The organism is Streptomyces gardneri (assembly GCF_006539185.1).
GTDB classification, from domain to species: domain Bacteria; phylum Actinomycetota; class Actinomycetes; order Streptomycetales; family Streptomycetaceae; genus Streptomyces; species Streptomyces gardneri.
Map to the genome: position 1 here is coordinate 97,135 of NZ_BJMN01000025.1, position 15,925 is coordinate 113,059.

The window sequence follows — 15,925 nt, forward strand, 5'->3', positions numbered from 1 at the left end:
GCTTCGGGGTGCGTGAGGGGAGTTGCCGTGGGCTGTGAGCGGTGCGTTCGCGTCGTCCACAGCCTGTGGAACTCCCCCTTCCGTCAGTGGCGGCCCGTCACCTTGTCCGCCAGGGTCGCCACGCGGTCCGTCTCCGCGCTGTGGCCCGTGAGTTCGCGGCGGTCCGCGCCCCGGAAGGCCGCGTACATCGTCTGGACCGCGAGCCAACGCAGCGGCTCCGGCTCCCACTTGCGGACCTTGTGGTTCACCCAGGGCAGCGCGGTGAGGTCCGTGGGGCCCGACTGGCCCGAGTCCTGCTGGATCAGGTCGCTGAGGGTGCGGGCAGCCAGGTTGGCCGTGGCGACGCCCGAGCCGACGTAGCCGCCCGCCCAGCCGAGGCCCGTGGAGCGGTCGAGGGTCACCGTGGCGCACCAGTCGCGCGGGACGCCGAGGACGCCGGACCAGGCGTGGTCCACCCGTACCCCCGCCAGCTGGGGGAAGAAGCGGACCAGGATCTCGCGGAGCGCCTCGATGGTCTGCGGCTGGGTGCGGCCGTCGTTGTCCGTCCGCGAGCCGAAGCGGTACGGGACTCCCCGGCCGCCCAGTGCGATCCGGCCGTCCGCCGTGCGCTGCGAGTACATGTAGGCGTGCGCCATGTCGCCGAGGGTCTCGCGGCCCTCCCAGCCGATGGACTCCCACTGGGCCTCCGTGAGCGGCTCGGTGGCGATCATCGAGGAGTTCATCGGCAGCCACGTGCGGCGCTGGCCGGCGAGGGAGGCCGTGAAGCCCTCGGTGCAGCGCAGGACGTACGGGGCGCGGACCGTGCCGTACGGGGTGATCGCGTGCTTCGGCTTGATCTCCGTGACCGGGGTCGACTCGTGGATCGTGACGCCGAGCGCCTCGACGGCCGCCGCGAGGCCCTTGACCAGCTTCACCGGGTGCAGGCGTGCGCCGTGCGGTGTCCAGGACGAACCGACGGCGCCGGTGACGCGGATGCGGGCCGCCGTCTCGCGGGCGCCGTAGAGCTCGCGGTCGGTCTCCCCGAAGGCCGCCTCGGTCGCGTGGAAGTCCTTGAGGCGGGCCAGCTGCGCGGGGGAGAGGGCGACTTCCAGGACGCCTCCGCGGTGCTGGTCCGCCTCGATCTTCTCCGTCTCGCAGACGTCGAGGACCTCGTCGACGGTGGCGTTCATCGCCTGCTGGAGGCGGACGGCGGCCTCGTGGCCGTGGAGCTTGGCGTAGCGGGCGCGCCCCGCGATGCCGTTGTAGAGCCAGCCGCCGTTGCGCCCGGAGGCGCCGTAGCCGCAGAACTTCGCTTCGAGGACCGTGATGTTGAGGAAGGGGACGGCCTTCTTGAGGTAATAGGCGGTCCACAGGCCGGTGTAGCCGCCGCCGACGATGCAGACGTCGGCCGTCGTGTCGCCGGGGAGCGGCTCACGGGGTGCGGGGGCGCCCTCCTGCCCGTACCAGAACGAGATGCCGCCGTTGACCGTACTCATGTGTATCCCTCTTCCGCGTGCGTGGGCGGGACGTTACCGGGGCCTTGGGCCTGTGGATACGGGTCTTTCGCCGAGGGTTTCCGGGCGGCGACCGGCCTACGCTCGGGGAGGTGGATCCGATGCGGACTTCGTGCGGATTTCGTCGTTCCGGAAGGGCTCTCCCATGGTCGTGCGGCAGGACTCGGCGGCACACCGACGGTCCTCGTCGACGGGACCGCGCTCCCCGGCGGGACCGCGCTCTGCGACGCGGCCGAATTCTCGAAGGCGCTGCGCGACGCGGGTGTCTAGTGTCGGGTACGTGATTCACGTACCCGAGGAACTCGCCCTGTCCCAGGCCAAGTACAACGGTGAGGCGGGACGGGCGTTCGTCGCCGGGCTGCCCGCGCGGGCCGAGGAGTTCCTCGAAAGATGGGGGCTGAAGCTCACCGGGCCCTCGATGTACGGAGTGGCCTCGCTCGTGCTGCCCGTCGAGCGGATCGCCGACGGCACCCGCGCCGCGCTGAAGATGCAGATCCTCGACGACGAGACCGAGGGCGAGCCCGTCGGACTGCGCGCCTGGGACGGCGCGGGCGCGGTGCGCCTGCTCGCACACGACGCCGGCACCGGGACCATGCTCCTGGAGTGGCTCGACGCCGCCCGGCCGCTCTCCACGGTCGAGGACACCCGGGAGGCGCTGCGGATCGTGGCGGAGCTCCTCGGCCGCCTCGTGGCGCTCCCCGCCCCCGCCGGGCTGCGGACCCTCGGCGACATCGCCGCCGGGATGCTCGCGGACGTACCGGACGCGGCCGCGCGGCTCGGCGCGGCGGACGCGGCGGTCCTGCGGGACTGCGCGGCGGCCGTACGGGACGTGGTGGGCGAGCCGGGGGACCGGCTGCTCCACTGGGACCTCCACCTGGACAACGTCCTCGCCGCCGAGCGCGAGCCCTGGCTCGCCATCGACCCGAAGCCGCTCGCCGGGGATCCCGGCTTCGACCTCCTGCCCGCGCTGACGGACCGCTTCGATCCCGACCCGGACGAGCTGCTGTGGCGCTTCGACCTGCTCGCCGAGGTCGTCGGCGACCGGCGGCGGGCGGCGGCGTGGACCCTCGGCCGCGTCCTGCAGAACGGGCTCTGGGACGTCGAGGACGGCGAGCCCGGCCTGGACGCCGAGCAGGTGGCGCTCGCGCGAATCCTGCTGGCGAGAAGGGCCTGATCCGGGGCAGGCTGGTCCCATGATCCGTACCGCCACGCCCGCAGACGTCCCCGTCGTCTTCGCCATGATCCGCGACCTCGCGGAGTACGAGAAGGCCCTCCACGAGGTCCGTACGACCCCGGACCAGCTCCACGAGGCCCTCTTCGGCGACCGTCCCGCCGCCTTCGCCCACATCGCGGAGACGGAGTCCGGCGAGATCGCCGGCTTCGCGCTCTGGTTCCTCAACTTCTCGACCTGGCGCGGTGTCCACGGCATCTACCTGGAGGACCTGTACGTCCGTCCGGAGGTGCGCGGCGGCGGCCACGGCAAGGCCCTGCTGGCCGAGCTGGCCCGCATCTGCGTGGACCGCGGCTACGAGCGCCTGGAGTGGTCCGTCCTGAACTGGAACAAGCCGTCGATCGACTTCTACGAGTCCCTGGGCGCCCGCCCGCAGGACGAGTGGACGGTCTACCGCCTCACGGACGGGGCGCTGGCGGAACTGGGCGGGGCGGGACCGCTGTAGGAAGTGAGGTAGGAAAGGGGCATGGACATCGAGCAGCGGTTTCAGCGGATCACCGACTTCATCGAGGCGCGCCTGACGCCCCTCTTCGACCCCGCGAACGGGAAGGACCACGGGTTCGGGATGGACGACACGTCCCGGGCCCTGCGCGCCCTGCGCTACACCGTGCAGGCCGCCTCGGCGGTCAAGGGCCTCGTGGAGAAGCGGGAGTCGGCGCCGGAGCTGCGGCCCGTGGTCGACCAGGCCCTCGAGCACAACTGGGACGTGCTGCGCTCCGCCGCCCGGATGTGGGAGGACCACGCCGACTTCCAGAAGGAGTTCAAGGCGCACTCCTGGGACGTCATCGGGGTCTGAGGCCTGGCCCTACGGGATCAGGACCACCTTGCCCGTCGTGCCCCGGGTCTCCAGGGCACGGTGGGCCTCCGCCGCCTCCGCCAGCGGGAAGCGGTGGACCGCCGGGCGGAGCGTGCCGTCGGTCGCGGCGGCGAGCGCGGCGAGTTCGAGGTTGCGTACGTCGCCGCCCGCCTTCTGGATCATGACGGGGCCGAGGACGGACTCCGAGGTGATGCCGCGCTCCGCGAGTTCCTCCGGTGTGAACGTCAGCGGTTCGCCGTCGTGCAGGCCCGCTCCGGACCAGCCGAACACGACGTGCTGCCCGCCCTCGCCGAGGAGGTCGACGGCGGCGCGGCCGGTGTCGCCGCCGACCGAGTCGAAGACGACGGTCGCGGAGCGCCCGAGCTCGTCGAGGTACGCGCGGACCTTCTCCGGCCAGTCCGGCTCCTTGTAGTCGACGGCGAGGTCGGCGCCGTTCGCCTCGACGAGCGTGACCTTCGCGGGGCCGCCGGCGAGGCCGATGACGGTGGCGCCGGCGTTCTTCGCGTACTGGACGAGCAGGGTGCCGATGCCGCCCGCGGCGGCCGGGACGATGGCGACCGAGTCGGGGCCGAGGTCGGTGAACTGGAGGATGCCCAGGGTCGTGCGGCCGGTGCCGATCATGGCGACGGCCTCGGCCTCGCCGAGGTGGTCGGGGAGGGCGTGCAGGCGGGCGGCGTCGGTGACGGCGAGCTCCGCGTATCCTCCGGGGGCCATGCCGAGGTGGGCGACGACCCGCTTGCCGAGCCAGGACGGGTCGGTGCCCTCGCCGAGCGCGTCGACGGTGCCGGCGACCTCGCGGCCGGGGATCGTGGGGAGTTCGGCGGGGGCGGGGAAGGGGCCGGTGTGGCCGAGCCGCAGCGCGGTGTCGAGGAGGTGCACGCCGGCGGCCGCGACGCGGATACGGACCTGGCCGGGGGCCGGTACGGGGTCGGCCGTCTCCTCGTGGGTGAGGTTCTCGGCGGGGCCGAAGGCGTGGAGGCGGATGGCGTGCATGACGGTTCCCCTGTCGTCGTCGCTGACACTGCAGCGGGTTCTTCCGGTGACAGTTCCCGAGCCTCCGCCCTCAAGCGCGCTTGAGGTCAAGCAGTTCCGTGCGGACGGCCAGCGACACCGCCTCGATCGCGCTCGTGAACGACACCTCCGACAGCACACCGGGCGCCGCCACCTGGTCGCCCACCAGGTACACGCCGTCGCCCCGGTCGACGGCCGGCCGGTCGCGCCAGGTGGTGCCCGGCCGGTCCACCGCTCCCGTACGGCCCTGGGACACGGCCTCCCGTCGCCACACCGTCCGCTCGCGCCAGCCGGGGAAGGCGCGGTCGAGGAGCCGCTCGCCGTGGGCGACGCCGTCGGCCTTGGACTCGTCGGGGCCGATGGGCAGCTGGGCCTGGACGAGCTGCTGTCCGGCGGGGGCGAGCGAGGGGTCCTGCGCCGTGAAGCGTTCGATCCAGCCGGGCGCGTCCAGGTCCGAGACGACGAACGGGTCGCCCTTCCGGGTCCGCAGCGCCAGGTCGAACAGGACCGTGCGGCCGCTGTCCCAGGTCAGCGACGGGTCGCCGAGGAGCCGGGCGGCGGCGGGCAGGGCGGTGGCGACGACCACGGGTCCTTCGCCGAGCGGCAGGCTGTCGACGCGGGACGAGGTCTCGATCCGTACGCCCATCTCCCAGGCGCGCGCGACCATCCGCTCGATCAGCAGGCCCCAGCCGCCCAGGATGTAGTGGGCCTCGGGCGGCAGGGAGCCGGCCCGGTGCAGGCGTTCCTGGACGAAGCGGGCCGAGAGCGAGCCCGGGTCGTGGTGGAAGAGGGCGACCGCGCTGTAGGCGGCGGCGTCGTGGGCGGTCCGCTCGCCCGCGAGGCCGGTGACCCAGGTGCGGAAGTCCAGGTCGACGGGGGCCTGGCCGGCGCTGCGGAGGGTCTGGCGCAGCAGGCCGAGCGGCGGGGTGCGGCGCAGGGCGCCGTCGCGGTGGAAGCGGAGCCGGAGGGCCTCGGCGGGCGGGAGCGGGGCGAGGGGGCCGAGGAGGCCGCGCTGCTTCAGCCAGGTCCAGTGGGGGCCGCCGGCGTAGAGGGCGTGCGGGCCTTCGTTGGTGCCGTACGGGCCTTCGGCGGTACGGGCCCGGCCGCCGGGCGTGCGGTGGGCCTCGTGCAGGGTCACCTTCGCGCCGGCCTCGGCGGCGGTGATCGCCGCGGTGAGTCCCGCGAAACCGCCGCCGATGATGGTGAGCTTGCGCATGTCCGTCTCCCTCGTGTCCGCGTCCCGTGGCGGGGTGCCGTGGCCGGGTGCTGTGGCCGGGTGCCGTGGCCGGGTGCCGTGGCCGGTTTCCGTGTCCGGGCCCGGGCCCGTCTCCGTGTCCGGGTCCCGTTTCCGGTCTCGTGTGGGGGACGGGCGGAGGGGTCGCGTTCGTGACATCGGGGCGCTGTCAGTGGCGTACATCACCATGGGGTCATGGCGATGGCACGGAAGAAGAAGGTGGCGGGGGCGCGGCGGCCGGAGGTGCGGCTGCCTCCGCTGGTGGCGTACGAGGGCGGGATCGAGGCGGACGGGGACTACGACGGGCTCGAACTGACCGGGCTCGACCTGACCGGCCAGACGGGGGCGGGGGCCCGGTTCCTGGACTGCGCGCTGCGCGAGTGCGGGCTCGACGGGGCGCGGCTCACGGGGGCGCGGTTCCTCGACTCGGTGCTGACGGGGGTACGGGGAGTGGGCACGGACCTCTCGGGGGCGCAGCTGCGGGACGTGGAGGTCGTGGAGGCGCGGCTCGGCGGGGCGCAGCTGCACGGGGCGGTGCTGGAGAGAGTCGTGGTGCGGGGCGGCAAGAGCGACTACCTGAACCTGCGGGCGGCGAAGCTGAAGGACGTCGTCTTCGAGGGGTGTGTGCTGAGCGAGCCGGACTTCGGGGGCGCGGTCCTCGAGCGGGTCGAGTTCGTGGACTGTGCGCTGACCGGGGTGGACTTCTCCGGGGCGCGGCTGAAGGACGTGGATCTGCGCGGGGTGCAGCGTCTGGAGATCGCGCGCGGGGTGGAGTCGCTGGCCGGGGCCGTCATCTCGACGGCCCAGCTCTTCGACCTGGCGCCGGTGCTCGCGGCGCGGCTGGGGGTGCGGGTGGAGGGGTGAGCCGTCGTGTCGTCGTCAGGCCACGCGGGGGAAGCGGGCCTGGAGGGACCAGACGGCCGGGTTGTCGGCGAGGCCCTCGTGCATGTCGGTGAGGTCGGCGATCAGGTCGTGCAGGAAGTCGCGGGCCTCGCGGCGCAGTTCGGCGTGGTTGAAGGTGACCGGCGGCTCGTCGCCGGGCATCCAGTCGGCCTCGACGTCGACCCAGCCGAAGCGGCGCTCGAAGAGCATCCGGTCCGAGGACTCGGTGAAGTCGAGCTCCGCGTACTGCGGCTGTGCGGCGCGGCTGCCGCGCGGGTCCTGGTCGAGCTGCTCGACGATGTCGCACAGGGCCCAGGCGAAGTCGAGGACGGGGACCCATCCCCAGGCTGTGGACACCTCGCGGTCCGCCTCGGTGTCGGCGAGATAGACGTCCCCGCAGAAGAGGTCGTGGCGCAGGGAGTGGACGTCCGCGTGGCGGTAGTCGGTCTGCGGCGGGTCGGGGAAGCGACGCGAGAGGGAGTAGCCGATGTCGAGCACGGGACAGATGGTGTCACGGCGCGGGGCCGGTCACGTACGCGAGGACGGGTGGCCGCCCCTCCTCGGGGCGGCCACCGACTTCGGCGTCCAGCGGCCACCGACTTCGGCGTCTGAACGACTTCGGCGTCTGAACGACTTCCGCGTCTCAGCGGCGGCCGTGGACCGCCCGGGCCACCCGCGGCCCCAGCCAGCGCTTGAGGCGGCGCAGCGGCTCCAGCTGCTCGGCGGCCCGGTCGATCCGGTAGTACAGCTGCGGCGGGATGTGCGGGAGCAGCGGCGAGTGGCGCTGGCCGAGCAGGGCGAACATCCGGGCCGGCTCCAGGCGCATGTACCGGGGGAGGTTCTCGTACCACTGGGCGCTGTAGCGGGCCGCGCTCTGGGCCGAGACGAGCTCGGCGCGGCGCCGCTTCCCGTACGTGGTCAGGGCGGCGTCGAGGCCGGCGGGGGTGCGCGTCGCCTCGGGGGGCCGCAGGGCGTCCGCGAGCGCGAGTGCGTCCTCCAGGGCCAGGGTGGTGCCCGCGCCGATCGAGTAGTGCGTGGTGTGGGCGGAGTCGCCGAGGAGGACCACGTTGCCCCGGTGCCAGACCCGGTTGGTGAGCGTGCGGAAGGTGAGCCACTGCGCGGCGTCGTCGGACCGCTCCCGCCCGATCAGCTCGTGGCCGTCGAGGAGGTCGTGGAAGAGCTTCTCCAGGAGGCGCAGGCTGTCGGTCTCGCCGCTCGTGTCGAGGCCGAGACCGGTCCAGGTCTCGGGGGAGCACTCGACGACGCAGGTGGAGCGCTCGCCGCTGAACCCGTAGGCGTAGCACCAGATCCAGCCGTGCTCGGTCTCCTTGAAGGCGAAGCTGAAGGAGTCGAACACCTTGGTGGTGCCGAGCCAGATGTACTGGTTGCGGCCGGCGGTGACCTCGCTGCCGAAGTGGTCCGCGTGCGCCTCGCGCAGCACGCTGTTGACGCCGTCGGCGGCGACGACCAGGTCCGCGCCGGCGAGCTCGGGCGCGTCGGGGCCGGTCACGTCGTGCTCGAAGTCGACCCGTACGCCGAGCTCCTCGGCCCGGTCGGTGAGGAGCGCGAGCATCCGCCGCCGCCCGATGCCGAAGCCGGCGTCGCCGCGGTGGACGGTCCGCTCGTCGCGGACGATCGCGACACCGTCGTTCCAGGTGACGGAGGCCTCGGCGACGGCCGCGGCGGACTCGGGGTCGCCCGCGCGCAGCTTGTCGAGGAGCCCGGCCCAGTAGGTGACGCCCCAGCCGTACGTGGAGCCCTCGGGGTTCCGTTCGTACACGGCGATGTCATGGGACGGGTCCTGCCGCTTCAGCAGGATCGAGAGGTAGAGGCCGGCGGGGCCGCCGCCGACGATGGCGAGCTTCACGTGCGCTCCCACGGAGACTGAGACCGCGACATGACGCCGTGCGGTCGGACAGCCACGCACGGTAGCAGTCGTGGGGGCTCTACGGCAGGAGGCGGCGTTCCTTGGCGACGGCCACGGCGCCCGCGCGCGTGTCGACGCCGAGCTTCGCGTAGATCCGGCCCAGGTGGGTCTTCACCGTCGCCTCGCTGATGAACAGCGCCCGCGCGATCTCGCGGTTGCCGAGGCCGCGGCCGAGCTGGCCGAGGATGTCCCGCTCCCGGTCGGTGAGGCTCGGGCCCGCCGCGCCCCGCATCCGGTCCATGACCCGGCTCGCGACCGGCGGCGAGAGGGCGGTGCGGCCCTGCGCCGCGGAGTGGATGGCTGCGAAGAGCTCCTCGGGCCGCTCGGCCTTCAGGAGGTAGCCGGTGGCGCCGGCCTCGATGGCGCGGGTGATGTCGGCGTCGGTGTCGTACGTGGTGAGGACGAGGACGTGGACACCGGTGGGCGCGATCTGCCGGGTCGCCTCGACACCGTCGATGCCCGGGCCGAGCTGCAGGTCCATGAGGACGACGTCGGGCTTCAGCTTGGCCGCCATGGCGACGGCCTCCTCGCCGCTGCCGGCCTCGCCGACGACCTCGATGTCGGGGGTGCTGCCGAGCAGGGCGAGCAGCCCGGCGCGGACGACGACGTGGTCGTCGCAGAGGAGGATCCGTACGGACATCACGACTCCAGGGACGGGGGAGGGGATGAGGGGGAGGAGGGAGGCGAGGGGGAGGTAGGGGGCAGGGGGCGCGGGGGTCAAGGGGCCAACGGGGTCAAGGGGGCCAACGGAGTCAGGGGGGTCAAGGGGGGTCAAGGCGTCAGAGGGGTCAAGGGGATCGCGGCCGAGAGCACCGTGCCCTCGCCGGGGGCGGACTCGACCGTCAGGGTGCCGCCGAGCTGCTGGGCCCGTACCCGCATCGCGGGCAGCCCGTGGCCCCGGTCGCCGCGCTCGCCCGGGTCGCGCGCGAGCGCCGGGTCGAAGCCGTGGCCGTCGTCGGCGATGTCCAGGACCACCTGGTCGTCGAGGTACGTGAGGGTCAGGGCGGCGGAGTCGGCGCCGGCGTGCTCGCGGATGTTCGCGAGGGCGCCCTGCGCGATCCGCAGCAGCGCCGACTGCGTCCGGTCGGGCAGCGGCACCGCGGTCCCGTCCACGTGGAACTCCGCCGACTCGCGGGCGGCAAGACCGCGCAGGGCCTGTTCGAGGCCGCCGCCCTCGGCGAGGTCGGCGGGCGCGAGGTCGTGGACGAAACGGCGGGCCTCGGCGAGGTTGCGCTCGGCGATGGACTCGGCGGTACGGACGTGGCGCCGGGCGGTGCCGGGGTCGCTGTCCCAGGTGCGGTCCGCCGCCTGGAGCAGCATCTGCTGGCTGGACAGGCCCTGCGCGAGGGTGTCGTGGATCTCCATGGAGAGCCGCTGGCGCTCGGCGAGGGTGCCCTCGCGGCGCTCGATGGCGGCCAGTTCGCGCCGGGTGCGGATCAGGTCGTGGATGAGCGCCCGCTGCCGTGCGGCCTGCCGGTCGGAGTACACGAACACCCCGGTGGCGATGGCGGCGACGGCGGGCGGCGCGACGATCAGGTTCGGGTCCCAGCCGCCGTGCGCGAGCTGCACCTGCGCGAAGACGACGAAGGCGGTGAGCAGGACGACGAGGCCGAGCGCGGCGCGCGGCGGGAGGGTGCGCAGCCCCGTGTAGAAGAGCGGGACCGCGCACCAGGCGAAGCTCGGCGCGAGGACGACGAGGACGATCCAGACGGCGACGACCGTGCCCAGCCAGGCGATCCGGCGCGGGGCGGCGCGGGTGCCGAGGACGGGGCCGAGGAGGTAGAGGGAGGCGAGGGCGCCGGAGAGGGCCACGATCCAGGGGCTGCGGTCCTCCCAGGGGTGGCGCAGCAGGAAGCGGGCGAGGGAGGCGCCGAGGAGGAGGAAGAACGCGATGTGCATGACGCGCGCGAGCCAGGGGGCGTCCGGGTCCTGCTCGGTGGGCGGCGGCTGTGTCACCTGCCGGCCTCCCTTCTCGATTCCGTCCTGACCTGGGGATATCTGTCCATCCTGACCCGGAGGGACCAGACCGGCATCAGCCGATCGGCTGACCCGGGCGTCCACCAGTGTGCGCGAGGAGGACAGCCGGACCGTGGACCGAAAGGTCCCGGCAGCGGCCACAGGATGGATTGCAGAGCGAACGGACGAACGAACGAACGAACCGCCCTCCCCGCTTCCTCCTCCTCACCTCACACCTGTCACCTCACACCTCACGGAGTTCCTCATGAAGAAGATCCTCTTCGGTGCCACTGCCGCCGCTGTCGTCGCCGCCGGCACCTTCGGCGCGGTCTCCGCGAACGCCTCCGCCCCGGCCGCCGCCCCCGCCGCCGTCGTCCGGGCCGACGCCGGCAACGACAACCTCCAGCAGTCGACGCACCTGACGATCGAGGCCGCCACGAAGGCCGCGCAGGCGACGCTGGACGCCGCCGAGAAGGAGAACCAGCGCGTCTCCGTCGCCGTCGTCGACCGCAACGGCAACACCATCGTGACCCTGCGCGGCGACGGTGCCGGCCCGCAGTCGTACGAGTCCGCCGAGAAGAAGGCGTTCACCGCCGTCTCGTGGAACGCCCCCACCTCCGTCCTCGCCGGCCGCCTCGCCCAGGCGCCGAACCTGAAGGACATCCCCGGCACCCTCTTCCTCGCGGGCGGCGCCCCGGTCACCGCCAAGGGCGCGCCCATCGCGGGCATCGGCGTCGCGGGCGCCCCGTCCGGCGACCTGGACGAGAAGTTCGCCCAGGCGGGCGTGGCCGCGCTCGCCAACTGAGCTCGCGCTCAGCGGCAGTAGCCCCCCAGCTGGTGGTGGCGCCCGGATCCCCCGCCGGGCGCCATCGCCGTTTCCGTACCCGGTCCTTCGTATCCGTCCTGCTTAGGATCGATACGTGTATGTGTACGAGGACGAGTACGTGACCCGGCGACGCACCCCGCGACGCACCCGGGCCGGCGCCGCCGCGGCCCTCCTCGCCCTCGCGCTCCTCGCGGGCGGCTGTACGGACGCCGGCGGCGGGGTCCGGGGCGCCCCCGGGGCCGCCGGGCTGCGCGACCCGTACTTCCCGAAGCTCGGCAACGGCGGCTACGACGTGCGCCACTACGCCCTGTCCCTCGCCTACGACCCGGGCACAGGCCGCCTCGACGGCACCGCCGAGATCACCGCCCGCGCGACCCAGGACCTCAGCGCCTTCAACCTCGACCTGGCGGGCCTCACGGTGTCGGGGGCGACCGTCGACGGCGCCCCGGCCGCGCACAACAGGGCGGGCGACGAGCTGACGCTCCGCCCGCGCGAGGACATCCGCGACGGGGCGGAGTTCAAGGCCACCGTCACCTATACGGGCGTGCCGGAGCCGATCACGGACGCGGACGGCTCCGAGGAGGGCTGGCTGCGCACCGACGACGGCGCGCTCGCGGTCGGCGAACCGGAGGGCTCCATGACCTGGTTCCCCGGCAACCACCACCCCGCCGACAAGGCCACGTACGACATCACGCTCACCGTCCCGGCAGGGCTCGAAGCCCTTTCCAACGGCGTCAGGACGGACCGGCGGACGGAGGGCGACGGCCGCGTCACCACCGCGTGGCACTCGGCGGAGCCGATGGCGAGCTATCTGGCGACGGTCGCGATCGGCCGGTACGAGACGTCGACGTCGACGGCGACCGGCAAGCCCACGCCGCCCGGCAAGCCCACGGCGCCGGCGACCGACAAGGCCACAGCATCGGCGTCCGAGTCGGCGACCGCCCCCCGCTCCCTCCCCGTCCTGACCGCCGCCGAGCCCTCGGTCGCGGCGGGCAGCGCGGCGCTGCGCGGCGAGATCCCCGGGATCCTCGCCCGGCAGGCCGAGCGCTTCGGCCCGTACCCCTTCTCGGCCGCCGGGGCGATCGTCACCGAGGACGGGACCCTCGGCTACGCCCTGGAGACCCAGACCCGGCCCGTCTTCCCGGCCGCCGCCTTCGACCGGACGACCCTCGTCCACGAGCTGGCCCACCAGTGGTTCGGGAACTCGGTCACCCCCGCCACCTGGCGGGACCTGTGGCTGAACGAGGGCTTCGCCACGTACGCCGAGTGGCTGTACACGGAGGAGTACGAGGACGTCCCCGCGCGGACGCACTTCGCGCGGGCCTTCGCCCAGGACGCCAACTGGGCCTTCCCGCCGGCCGCCCCGCCCTCCGCCGAGAACCTCTTCGACCCGCCGGTCTACCAGCGGGGCGCGATGGTCCTCCACAAACTGCGCGAGACGGTAGGGGACGCCACCTTCGACGAGATCCTGCGCGGCTGGCCCGAGAAGTACCGCCACGCCAACGCCTCCACCGCCGACTTCACGGCCTACGCGGAGAGCGTGGCCGGGAAGGACCTCGACGAGCTGTGGAAGGTCTGGCTCTACGGCGACGGGAAACCGGCCAAGCCCTAGGGACGGCGCGGCGCCCGACCTGACGGAGTCGAACGGATCTCCGGAGATCCCGTACAACCAGGCGGTCGGATCACGAGTCTGATCGGGCACGGCACTCCCGTGCCCGATCTTCTCGTGGGGGTTCACCTTGCAGCTCCGCTCCACCGGCACCCGCCTCGCGACGGCCGTCGCGGTCACCCTCGCGGTGACCGCCCCCGCCATCACTGCCCCGCCGGCCGTCGCGTCCGCCCCGGCCGTCGCGTCCGCCCCGGCCGTCGCCTCCGCAGCCGTGGCGGAGGAGGCGACCGGCCCCGCTGTCGTCAGCCGGGACTCCGTGCTGCTGGGCGGGGGGCCGTCCGGCTTCCTGAGCCGTGTCGTCGAGGGGGAGCGGCGGACGTACTCCTGGACCCGATACGAGGGCGGGGTCACGACCGTGCTGCCCGCGGCCCCGTACTACCGGGGCAACGCCGACAGCGACGTGGTCGTCGCCGTGGACGGCGGCATCTACCGGGTGTACGACATGGCGGCGGGCGGCGAACCCGTCGTCATCGACACCGCCTTCCTGGGGCCGACGGCCACCCTCCTCCATCCCGTGGGCGACGCCCTCCTCCTGCAGACCGCCGAGGGCACGGCCAAGGCCCTGCACCTGGTGTCCCGGCCGCAGGGCGAGGTGGTCCACCGGAAGATCACCGGTCTCCCCGCCGACGCGAGGATCGCGGCCTCGAGGATCACCGCTCCCGGCCTCTGCGCCGTCAGCTACACCGGGACGGTCGGGGGAAGGCTGGGGGAGCGGCTCGCCGTCGTGGACCTCGCGGCGGCGAAGGTCGTGGAGGACCGGGCCGTGCCCGCCGCCATCGACCCCGTATCCGGCGTCGCCGCCACCGCCACGCACGTGGCCTGGGTGGAGCGGCTCGCCGACAACCGGGCGGTCGTGGTGACCGCGCGCCGGGGCTCGGCCACCACGAGCCGGTACGTGCTGCCGGCGCAGGACCGCGGGGTCGTGATCGGTCTGATCGACGGCTGGGTCACGTACACCGTGCCCGGCGGCGCCGCGGCCGACGTGCCGAACCCGCTCTACCCGCTGACCGCCCTCTCCCTCCAGGACAACAGGACCACGGTCAGGGTGCTCGACAGCGTCGTGAGGGTCGACTGGCGCGCGCAGGGCGCTCTCGCGCAGGGCGGGACGCTCGCGAAGGGGGAGGGCTTCTACCGGATAGCCCTCGGGGCGGACGGGCGTCCGGCCGCGACCATGGTGGCCACGAGCAAGGTCTCCACGGCGCTCACCGAGCTGAGCCGGAAGGTCCCCGGGTCGATGGACTTCCGCAGGGGCGGCAGCTGGGCCGACGTCAACTGGTGGCTCAGCCGGCCCGGTGCGCGGGCGGACGTCGAGCTCGTGCACAAGCGGACCGGGAAGCGCTGGAGCGATTCCCTGGGTCCGTACGACCGGACAGGGGGCTTCGTCACCGGGTGGAACGGGGAGTTCCGAAACTACTCCGCGGCGCTGAACGGCGAGTACACCTGGACCCTCACGGCCCGGCCGGACAACGGCATCGGACCCGTCCTGAAGCGGACCGGGACCCTTCGTGTCGACAGTGGGACGGCCCCGCACGACTACTCGGACAAGGGCTCCCCCGACCTCCTCGCCCGGACCCGCGACGGACGGCTGATCTCCTACGACGTGCGCCAGCTCCGCACCCCGTGGATCACCGACTGGGAGCTGACGGACCGGGGCGGCGGCTGGAACGCGTACGACCGGCTCGTCGCCACCGGCGACCTGGCCGGCTCGAAGTACGCCGACCTCGTCGCCCGGGACCGCGCCGGCGTCCTCTGGCTCTACCCGGGCACGGGCCCCTCCCTCGCCAAGCGCATCGGCGTGGGCGGCGGCTGGAACGCGTACGACCAGCTCGCCGCCGGTTCCGACCTCACGGGCGACGGCAGGTCCGACCTCGTCGCGACCGACCGGTCCGGCGTCCTGTGGCTCTACAAGGCCACCGGTGACACGGCCAAGCCCTTCGCCCCGCGCAAGCGGATCGGCGGCGGTTGGGGCGGGTACGACAAGCTCGTCGCCACCGGGAACATCGGCGGCGGCCCCGCCGGGGACCTCCTCGCCCGGGACCGCGCCGGGGTGCTCTGGCTCCACCTCGGCAAGGGCGACGGCACCTTCGCGCCCCGCACGAGGATCGGCGGCGGCTGGCAGCGGTACTCCGACATCGTGGCCGTCGGCGACGGGAACAAGGACGGCCGTCCCGACCTCCTGGTCGACGACGCCTCGAGCATCGGGCCGGACTCGCTCGGCTTCTACCGGGGAACGGGCGACTGGAAGGCCCCGCTCACGGCACGCACTCAGCTGTACACCCAGGGCCCCCTCGGTGAGCTGCACCCGCAGCTCTTCTGAGCCCCCGCGGGTCCTAGCCGGCCAGGCTCTTGCGCAGGACGATGCACGGGCGGCCGTGGGCGAGGTCCGGGCGGCGGGCGGTCTCCTCGTAGCCGAGGGACGTCCAGAAGGCGAGTGCCTTCGGGTTGTTCTCCAGGACGGCGAGTCGCAGGCCCGTGCGGCCCTCGGTGCGGAAGCGGTCCTCGACGTACGAGGCGAGCCGGCGGCCGTGGCCCGCGCGCCGTTCGTCCGCGTGGACCATGAGCAGGCCGAGCCACGGGTCCGGTTCGGCCGGGTCGGGGTGGCGGCCGAGGGTCACGGCGACGGCGACGAGCCGGCCCTCGGAGCGGGCGAGGAGGACCTCGGCGGTGGGCTGCGCGAGCTCGTCGGCGAGGGCCGCGGCGACCTGCTCGGGGCGGATGTCGGAGGGGTCCGGGAAGTCGCCGCTGAGCTGCTGGAACTCCTCGTTCGACGCGTAGAGCGCGGTGAGCTCGGTGAGCAGCGGGCCCGGGAGGGCGGCGCCGTCCTCCAGTGCCTTGGGGGCGAGGGCTTCGACGATCACGCGGCAAGCGTAGAGCCCCGG

General features: G+C 73.6%; 15 protein-coding genes. 7 read left to right on the forward strand and 8 right to left on the reverse strand.

Going from position 1 to position 15,925, the window contains the following annotated elements; genetic code table 11:
- Positions 1–83: 83 nt before the first annotated feature.
- On the reverse strand, positions 84–1,475 hold the full coding sequence (locus tag SGA01_RS19550; RefSeq protein ID WP_141297743.1) for an NAD(P)/FAD-dependent oxidoreductase: 1,392 nt from the start codon (positions 1,473–1,475) through the stop codon (positions 84–86).
- A 280-nt stretch (positions 1,476–1,755) separates the two neighbouring features.
- Here SGA01_RS19550 and SGA01_RS19555 point away from each other — a divergent pair, with 280 nt between their 5' ends.
- The 3 genes from SGA01_RS19555 to SGA01_RS19565 are packed head-to-tail and all read left to right on the forward strand — an operon-like array spanning position 1,756 to position 3,520.
- Positions 1,756–2,667, forward strand: a complete 912-nt coding sequence (locus tag SGA01_RS19555; RefSeq protein ID WP_371866070.1) for an aminoglycoside phosphotransferase family protein — start codon at positions 1,756–1,758, stop codon at positions 2,665–2,667.
- Positions 2,668–2,686: 19 nt separating this feature from the next.
- On the forward strand, positions 2,687–3,169 hold the full coding sequence (locus SGA01_RS19560) for a GNAT family N-acetyltransferase (RefSeq protein ID WP_141297745.1): 483 nt from the start codon (positions 2,687–2,689) through the stop codon (positions 3,167–3,169).
- A gap of 21 nt (positions 3,170–3,190) precedes the next feature.
- Positions 3,191–3,520 carry a hypothetical protein gene (locus tag SGA01_RS19565; RefSeq protein WP_056652160.1) on the forward strand — a complete coding sequence of 110 codons (330 nt, stop codon included), beginning with the start codon at positions 3,191–3,193 and terminating at the stop codon, positions 3,518–3,520.
- 9 nt (positions 3,521–3,529) lie between these two features.
- Here SGA01_RS19565 and SGA01_RS19570 read toward each other — a convergent pair whose 3' ends face one another.
- Together SGA01_RS19570 and SGA01_RS19575 are read right to left on the reverse strand one after the other, a co-directional pair.
- Entirely contained in the window at positions 3,530–4,534 is a 1,005-nt protein-coding gene (locus SGA01_RS19570; protein ID WP_141297746.1) for a zinc-binding dehydrogenase, read from the reverse strand.
- A 70-nt stretch (positions 4,535–4,604) separates the two neighbouring features.
- Positions 4,605–5,768, reverse strand: coding sequence for an NAD(P)-binding protein (locus SGA01_RS19575; RefSeq protein ID WP_141297747.1), 1,164 nt, complete (start codon positions 5,766–5,768; stop codon positions 4,605–4,607).
- A 213-nt stretch (positions 5,769–5,981) separates the two neighbouring features.
- Here SGA01_RS19575 and SGA01_RS19580 point away from each other — a divergent pair, with 213 nt between their 5' ends.
- A complete protein-coding gene (locus SGA01_RS19580) occupies positions 5,982–6,650 on the forward strand; it encodes a pentapeptide repeat-containing protein (protein ID WP_141297748.1) in 669 nt (222 codons plus the stop codon).
- A gap of 15 nt (positions 6,651–6,665) precedes the next feature.
- On the opposite strand, the gene SGA01_RS19585 is transcribed toward SGA01_RS19580, so the two are convergent.
- The 4 genes from SGA01_RS19585 to SGA01_RS19605 all read right to left on the reverse strand — a co-directional run bounded on the left by SGA01_RS19585 (position 6,666) and on the right by SGA01_RS19605 (position 10,494).
- Complete coding sequence (locus SGA01_RS19585) at positions 6,666–7,166, reverse strand: hypothetical protein (RefSeq protein ID WP_055642162.1); 501 nt, start codon at positions 7,164–7,166, stop codon at positions 6,666–6,668.
- Between the two features lie 145 nt (positions 7,167–7,311).
- Positions 7,312–8,535, reverse strand: coding sequence for an FAD-dependent monooxygenase (locus SGA01_RS19590; protein WP_141297749.1), 1,224 nt, complete (start codon positions 8,533–8,535; stop codon positions 7,312–7,314).
- A 79-nt stretch (positions 8,536–8,614) separates the two neighbouring features.
- Positions 8,615–9,235 carry a response regulator gene (locus SGA01_RS19595; protein ID WP_024760510.1) on the reverse strand — a complete coding sequence of 207 codons (621 nt, stop codon included), beginning with the start codon at positions 9,233–9,235 and terminating at the stop codon, positions 8,615–8,617.
- Positions 9,236–9,366: 131 nt separating this feature from the next.
- Entirely contained in the window at positions 9,367–10,494 is a 1,128-nt protein-coding gene (locus SGA01_RS19605; protein WP_229918108.1) for a sensor histidine kinase, read from the reverse strand.
- Positions 10,495–10,816: 322 nt separating this feature from the next.
- Here SGA01_RS19605 and SGA01_RS19610 point away from each other — a divergent pair, with 322 nt between their 5' ends.
- The 3 genes from SGA01_RS19610 (at position 10,817) to SGA01_RS19620 (ending at position 15,363) form a co-directional block, all read left to right on the forward strand.
- The gene (locus tag SGA01_RS19610; protein ID WP_141297750.1) at positions 10,817–11,356 is read left to right on the forward strand and encodes a GlcG/HbpS family heme-binding protein; all 540 of its coding nucleotides are present in this window, start codon (positions 10,817–10,819) and stop codon (positions 11,354–11,356) included.
- A gap of 115 nt (positions 11,357–11,471) precedes the next feature.
- Positions 11,472–12,989 (forward strand): M1 family metallopeptidase, encoded by a 1,518-nt coding sequence (locus SGA01_RS19615; RefSeq protein WP_371866071.1) that lies wholly within the window; start codon positions 11,472–11,474, stop codon positions 12,987–12,989.
- A 127-nt stretch (positions 12,990–13,116) separates the two neighbouring features.
- The gene (locus tag SGA01_RS19620) at positions 13,117–15,363 is read left to right on the forward strand and encodes an FG-GAP repeat domain-containing protein (RefSeq protein WP_141297751.1); all 2,247 of its coding nucleotides are present in this window, start codon (positions 13,117–13,119) and stop codon (positions 15,361–15,363) included.
- A 13-nt stretch (positions 15,364–15,376) separates the two neighbouring features.
- On the opposite strand, the gene SGA01_RS19625 is transcribed toward SGA01_RS19620, so the two are convergent.
- A complete protein-coding gene (locus SGA01_RS19625; protein WP_141297752.1) occupies positions 15,377–15,904 on the reverse strand; it encodes a GNAT family N-acetyltransferase in 528 nt (175 codons plus the stop codon).
- Between the last annotated feature and the right edge of the window lie 21 nt (positions 15,905–15,925).

What these genes read in the sequence shown, in the direction of transcription:
- SGA01_RS19595 (WP_024760510.1), bottom strand. Translation starts at nt 9,235, where the DNA reads ATGTCCGTACGGATCCTCCTCTGCGACGACCACGTCGTCGTCCGCGCC.
- SGA01_RS19580 (WP_141297748.1), top strand. Translation starts at nt 5,982, where the DNA reads ATGGCGATGGCACGGAAGAAGAAGGTGGCGGGGGCGCGGCGGCCGGAG.
- SGA01_RS19550 (WP_141297743.1), bottom strand. Translation starts at nt 1,475, where the DNA reads ATGAGTACGGTCAACGGCGGCATCTCGTTCTGGTACGGGCAGGAGGGC.
- SGA01_RS19560 (WP_141297745.1), top strand. Translation starts at nt 2,687, where the DNA reads ATGATCCGTACCGCCACGCCCGCAGACGTCCCCGTCGTCTTCGCCATG.
- SGA01_RS19610 (WP_141297750.1), top strand. Translation starts at nt 10,817, where the DNA reads ATGAAGAAGATCCTCTTCGGTGCCACTGCCGCCGCTGTCGTCGCCGCC.
- SGA01_RS19565 (WP_056652160.1), top strand. Translation starts at nt 3,191, where the DNA reads ATGGACATCGAGCAGCGGTTTCAGCGGATCACCGACTTCATCGAGGCG.
- SGA01_RS19575 (WP_141297747.1), bottom strand. Translation starts at nt 5,768, where the DNA reads ATGCGCAAGCTCACCATCATCGGCGGCGGTTTCGCGGGACTCACCGCG.
- SGA01_RS19605 (WP_229918108.1), bottom strand. Translation starts at nt 10,494, where the DNA reads ATGCACATCGCGTTCTTCCTCCTCCTCGGCGCCTCCCTCGCCCGCTTC.
- SGA01_RS19570 (WP_141297746.1), bottom strand. Translation starts at nt 4,534, where the DNA reads ATGCACGCCATCCGCCTCCACGCCTTCGGCCCCGCCGAGAACCTCACC.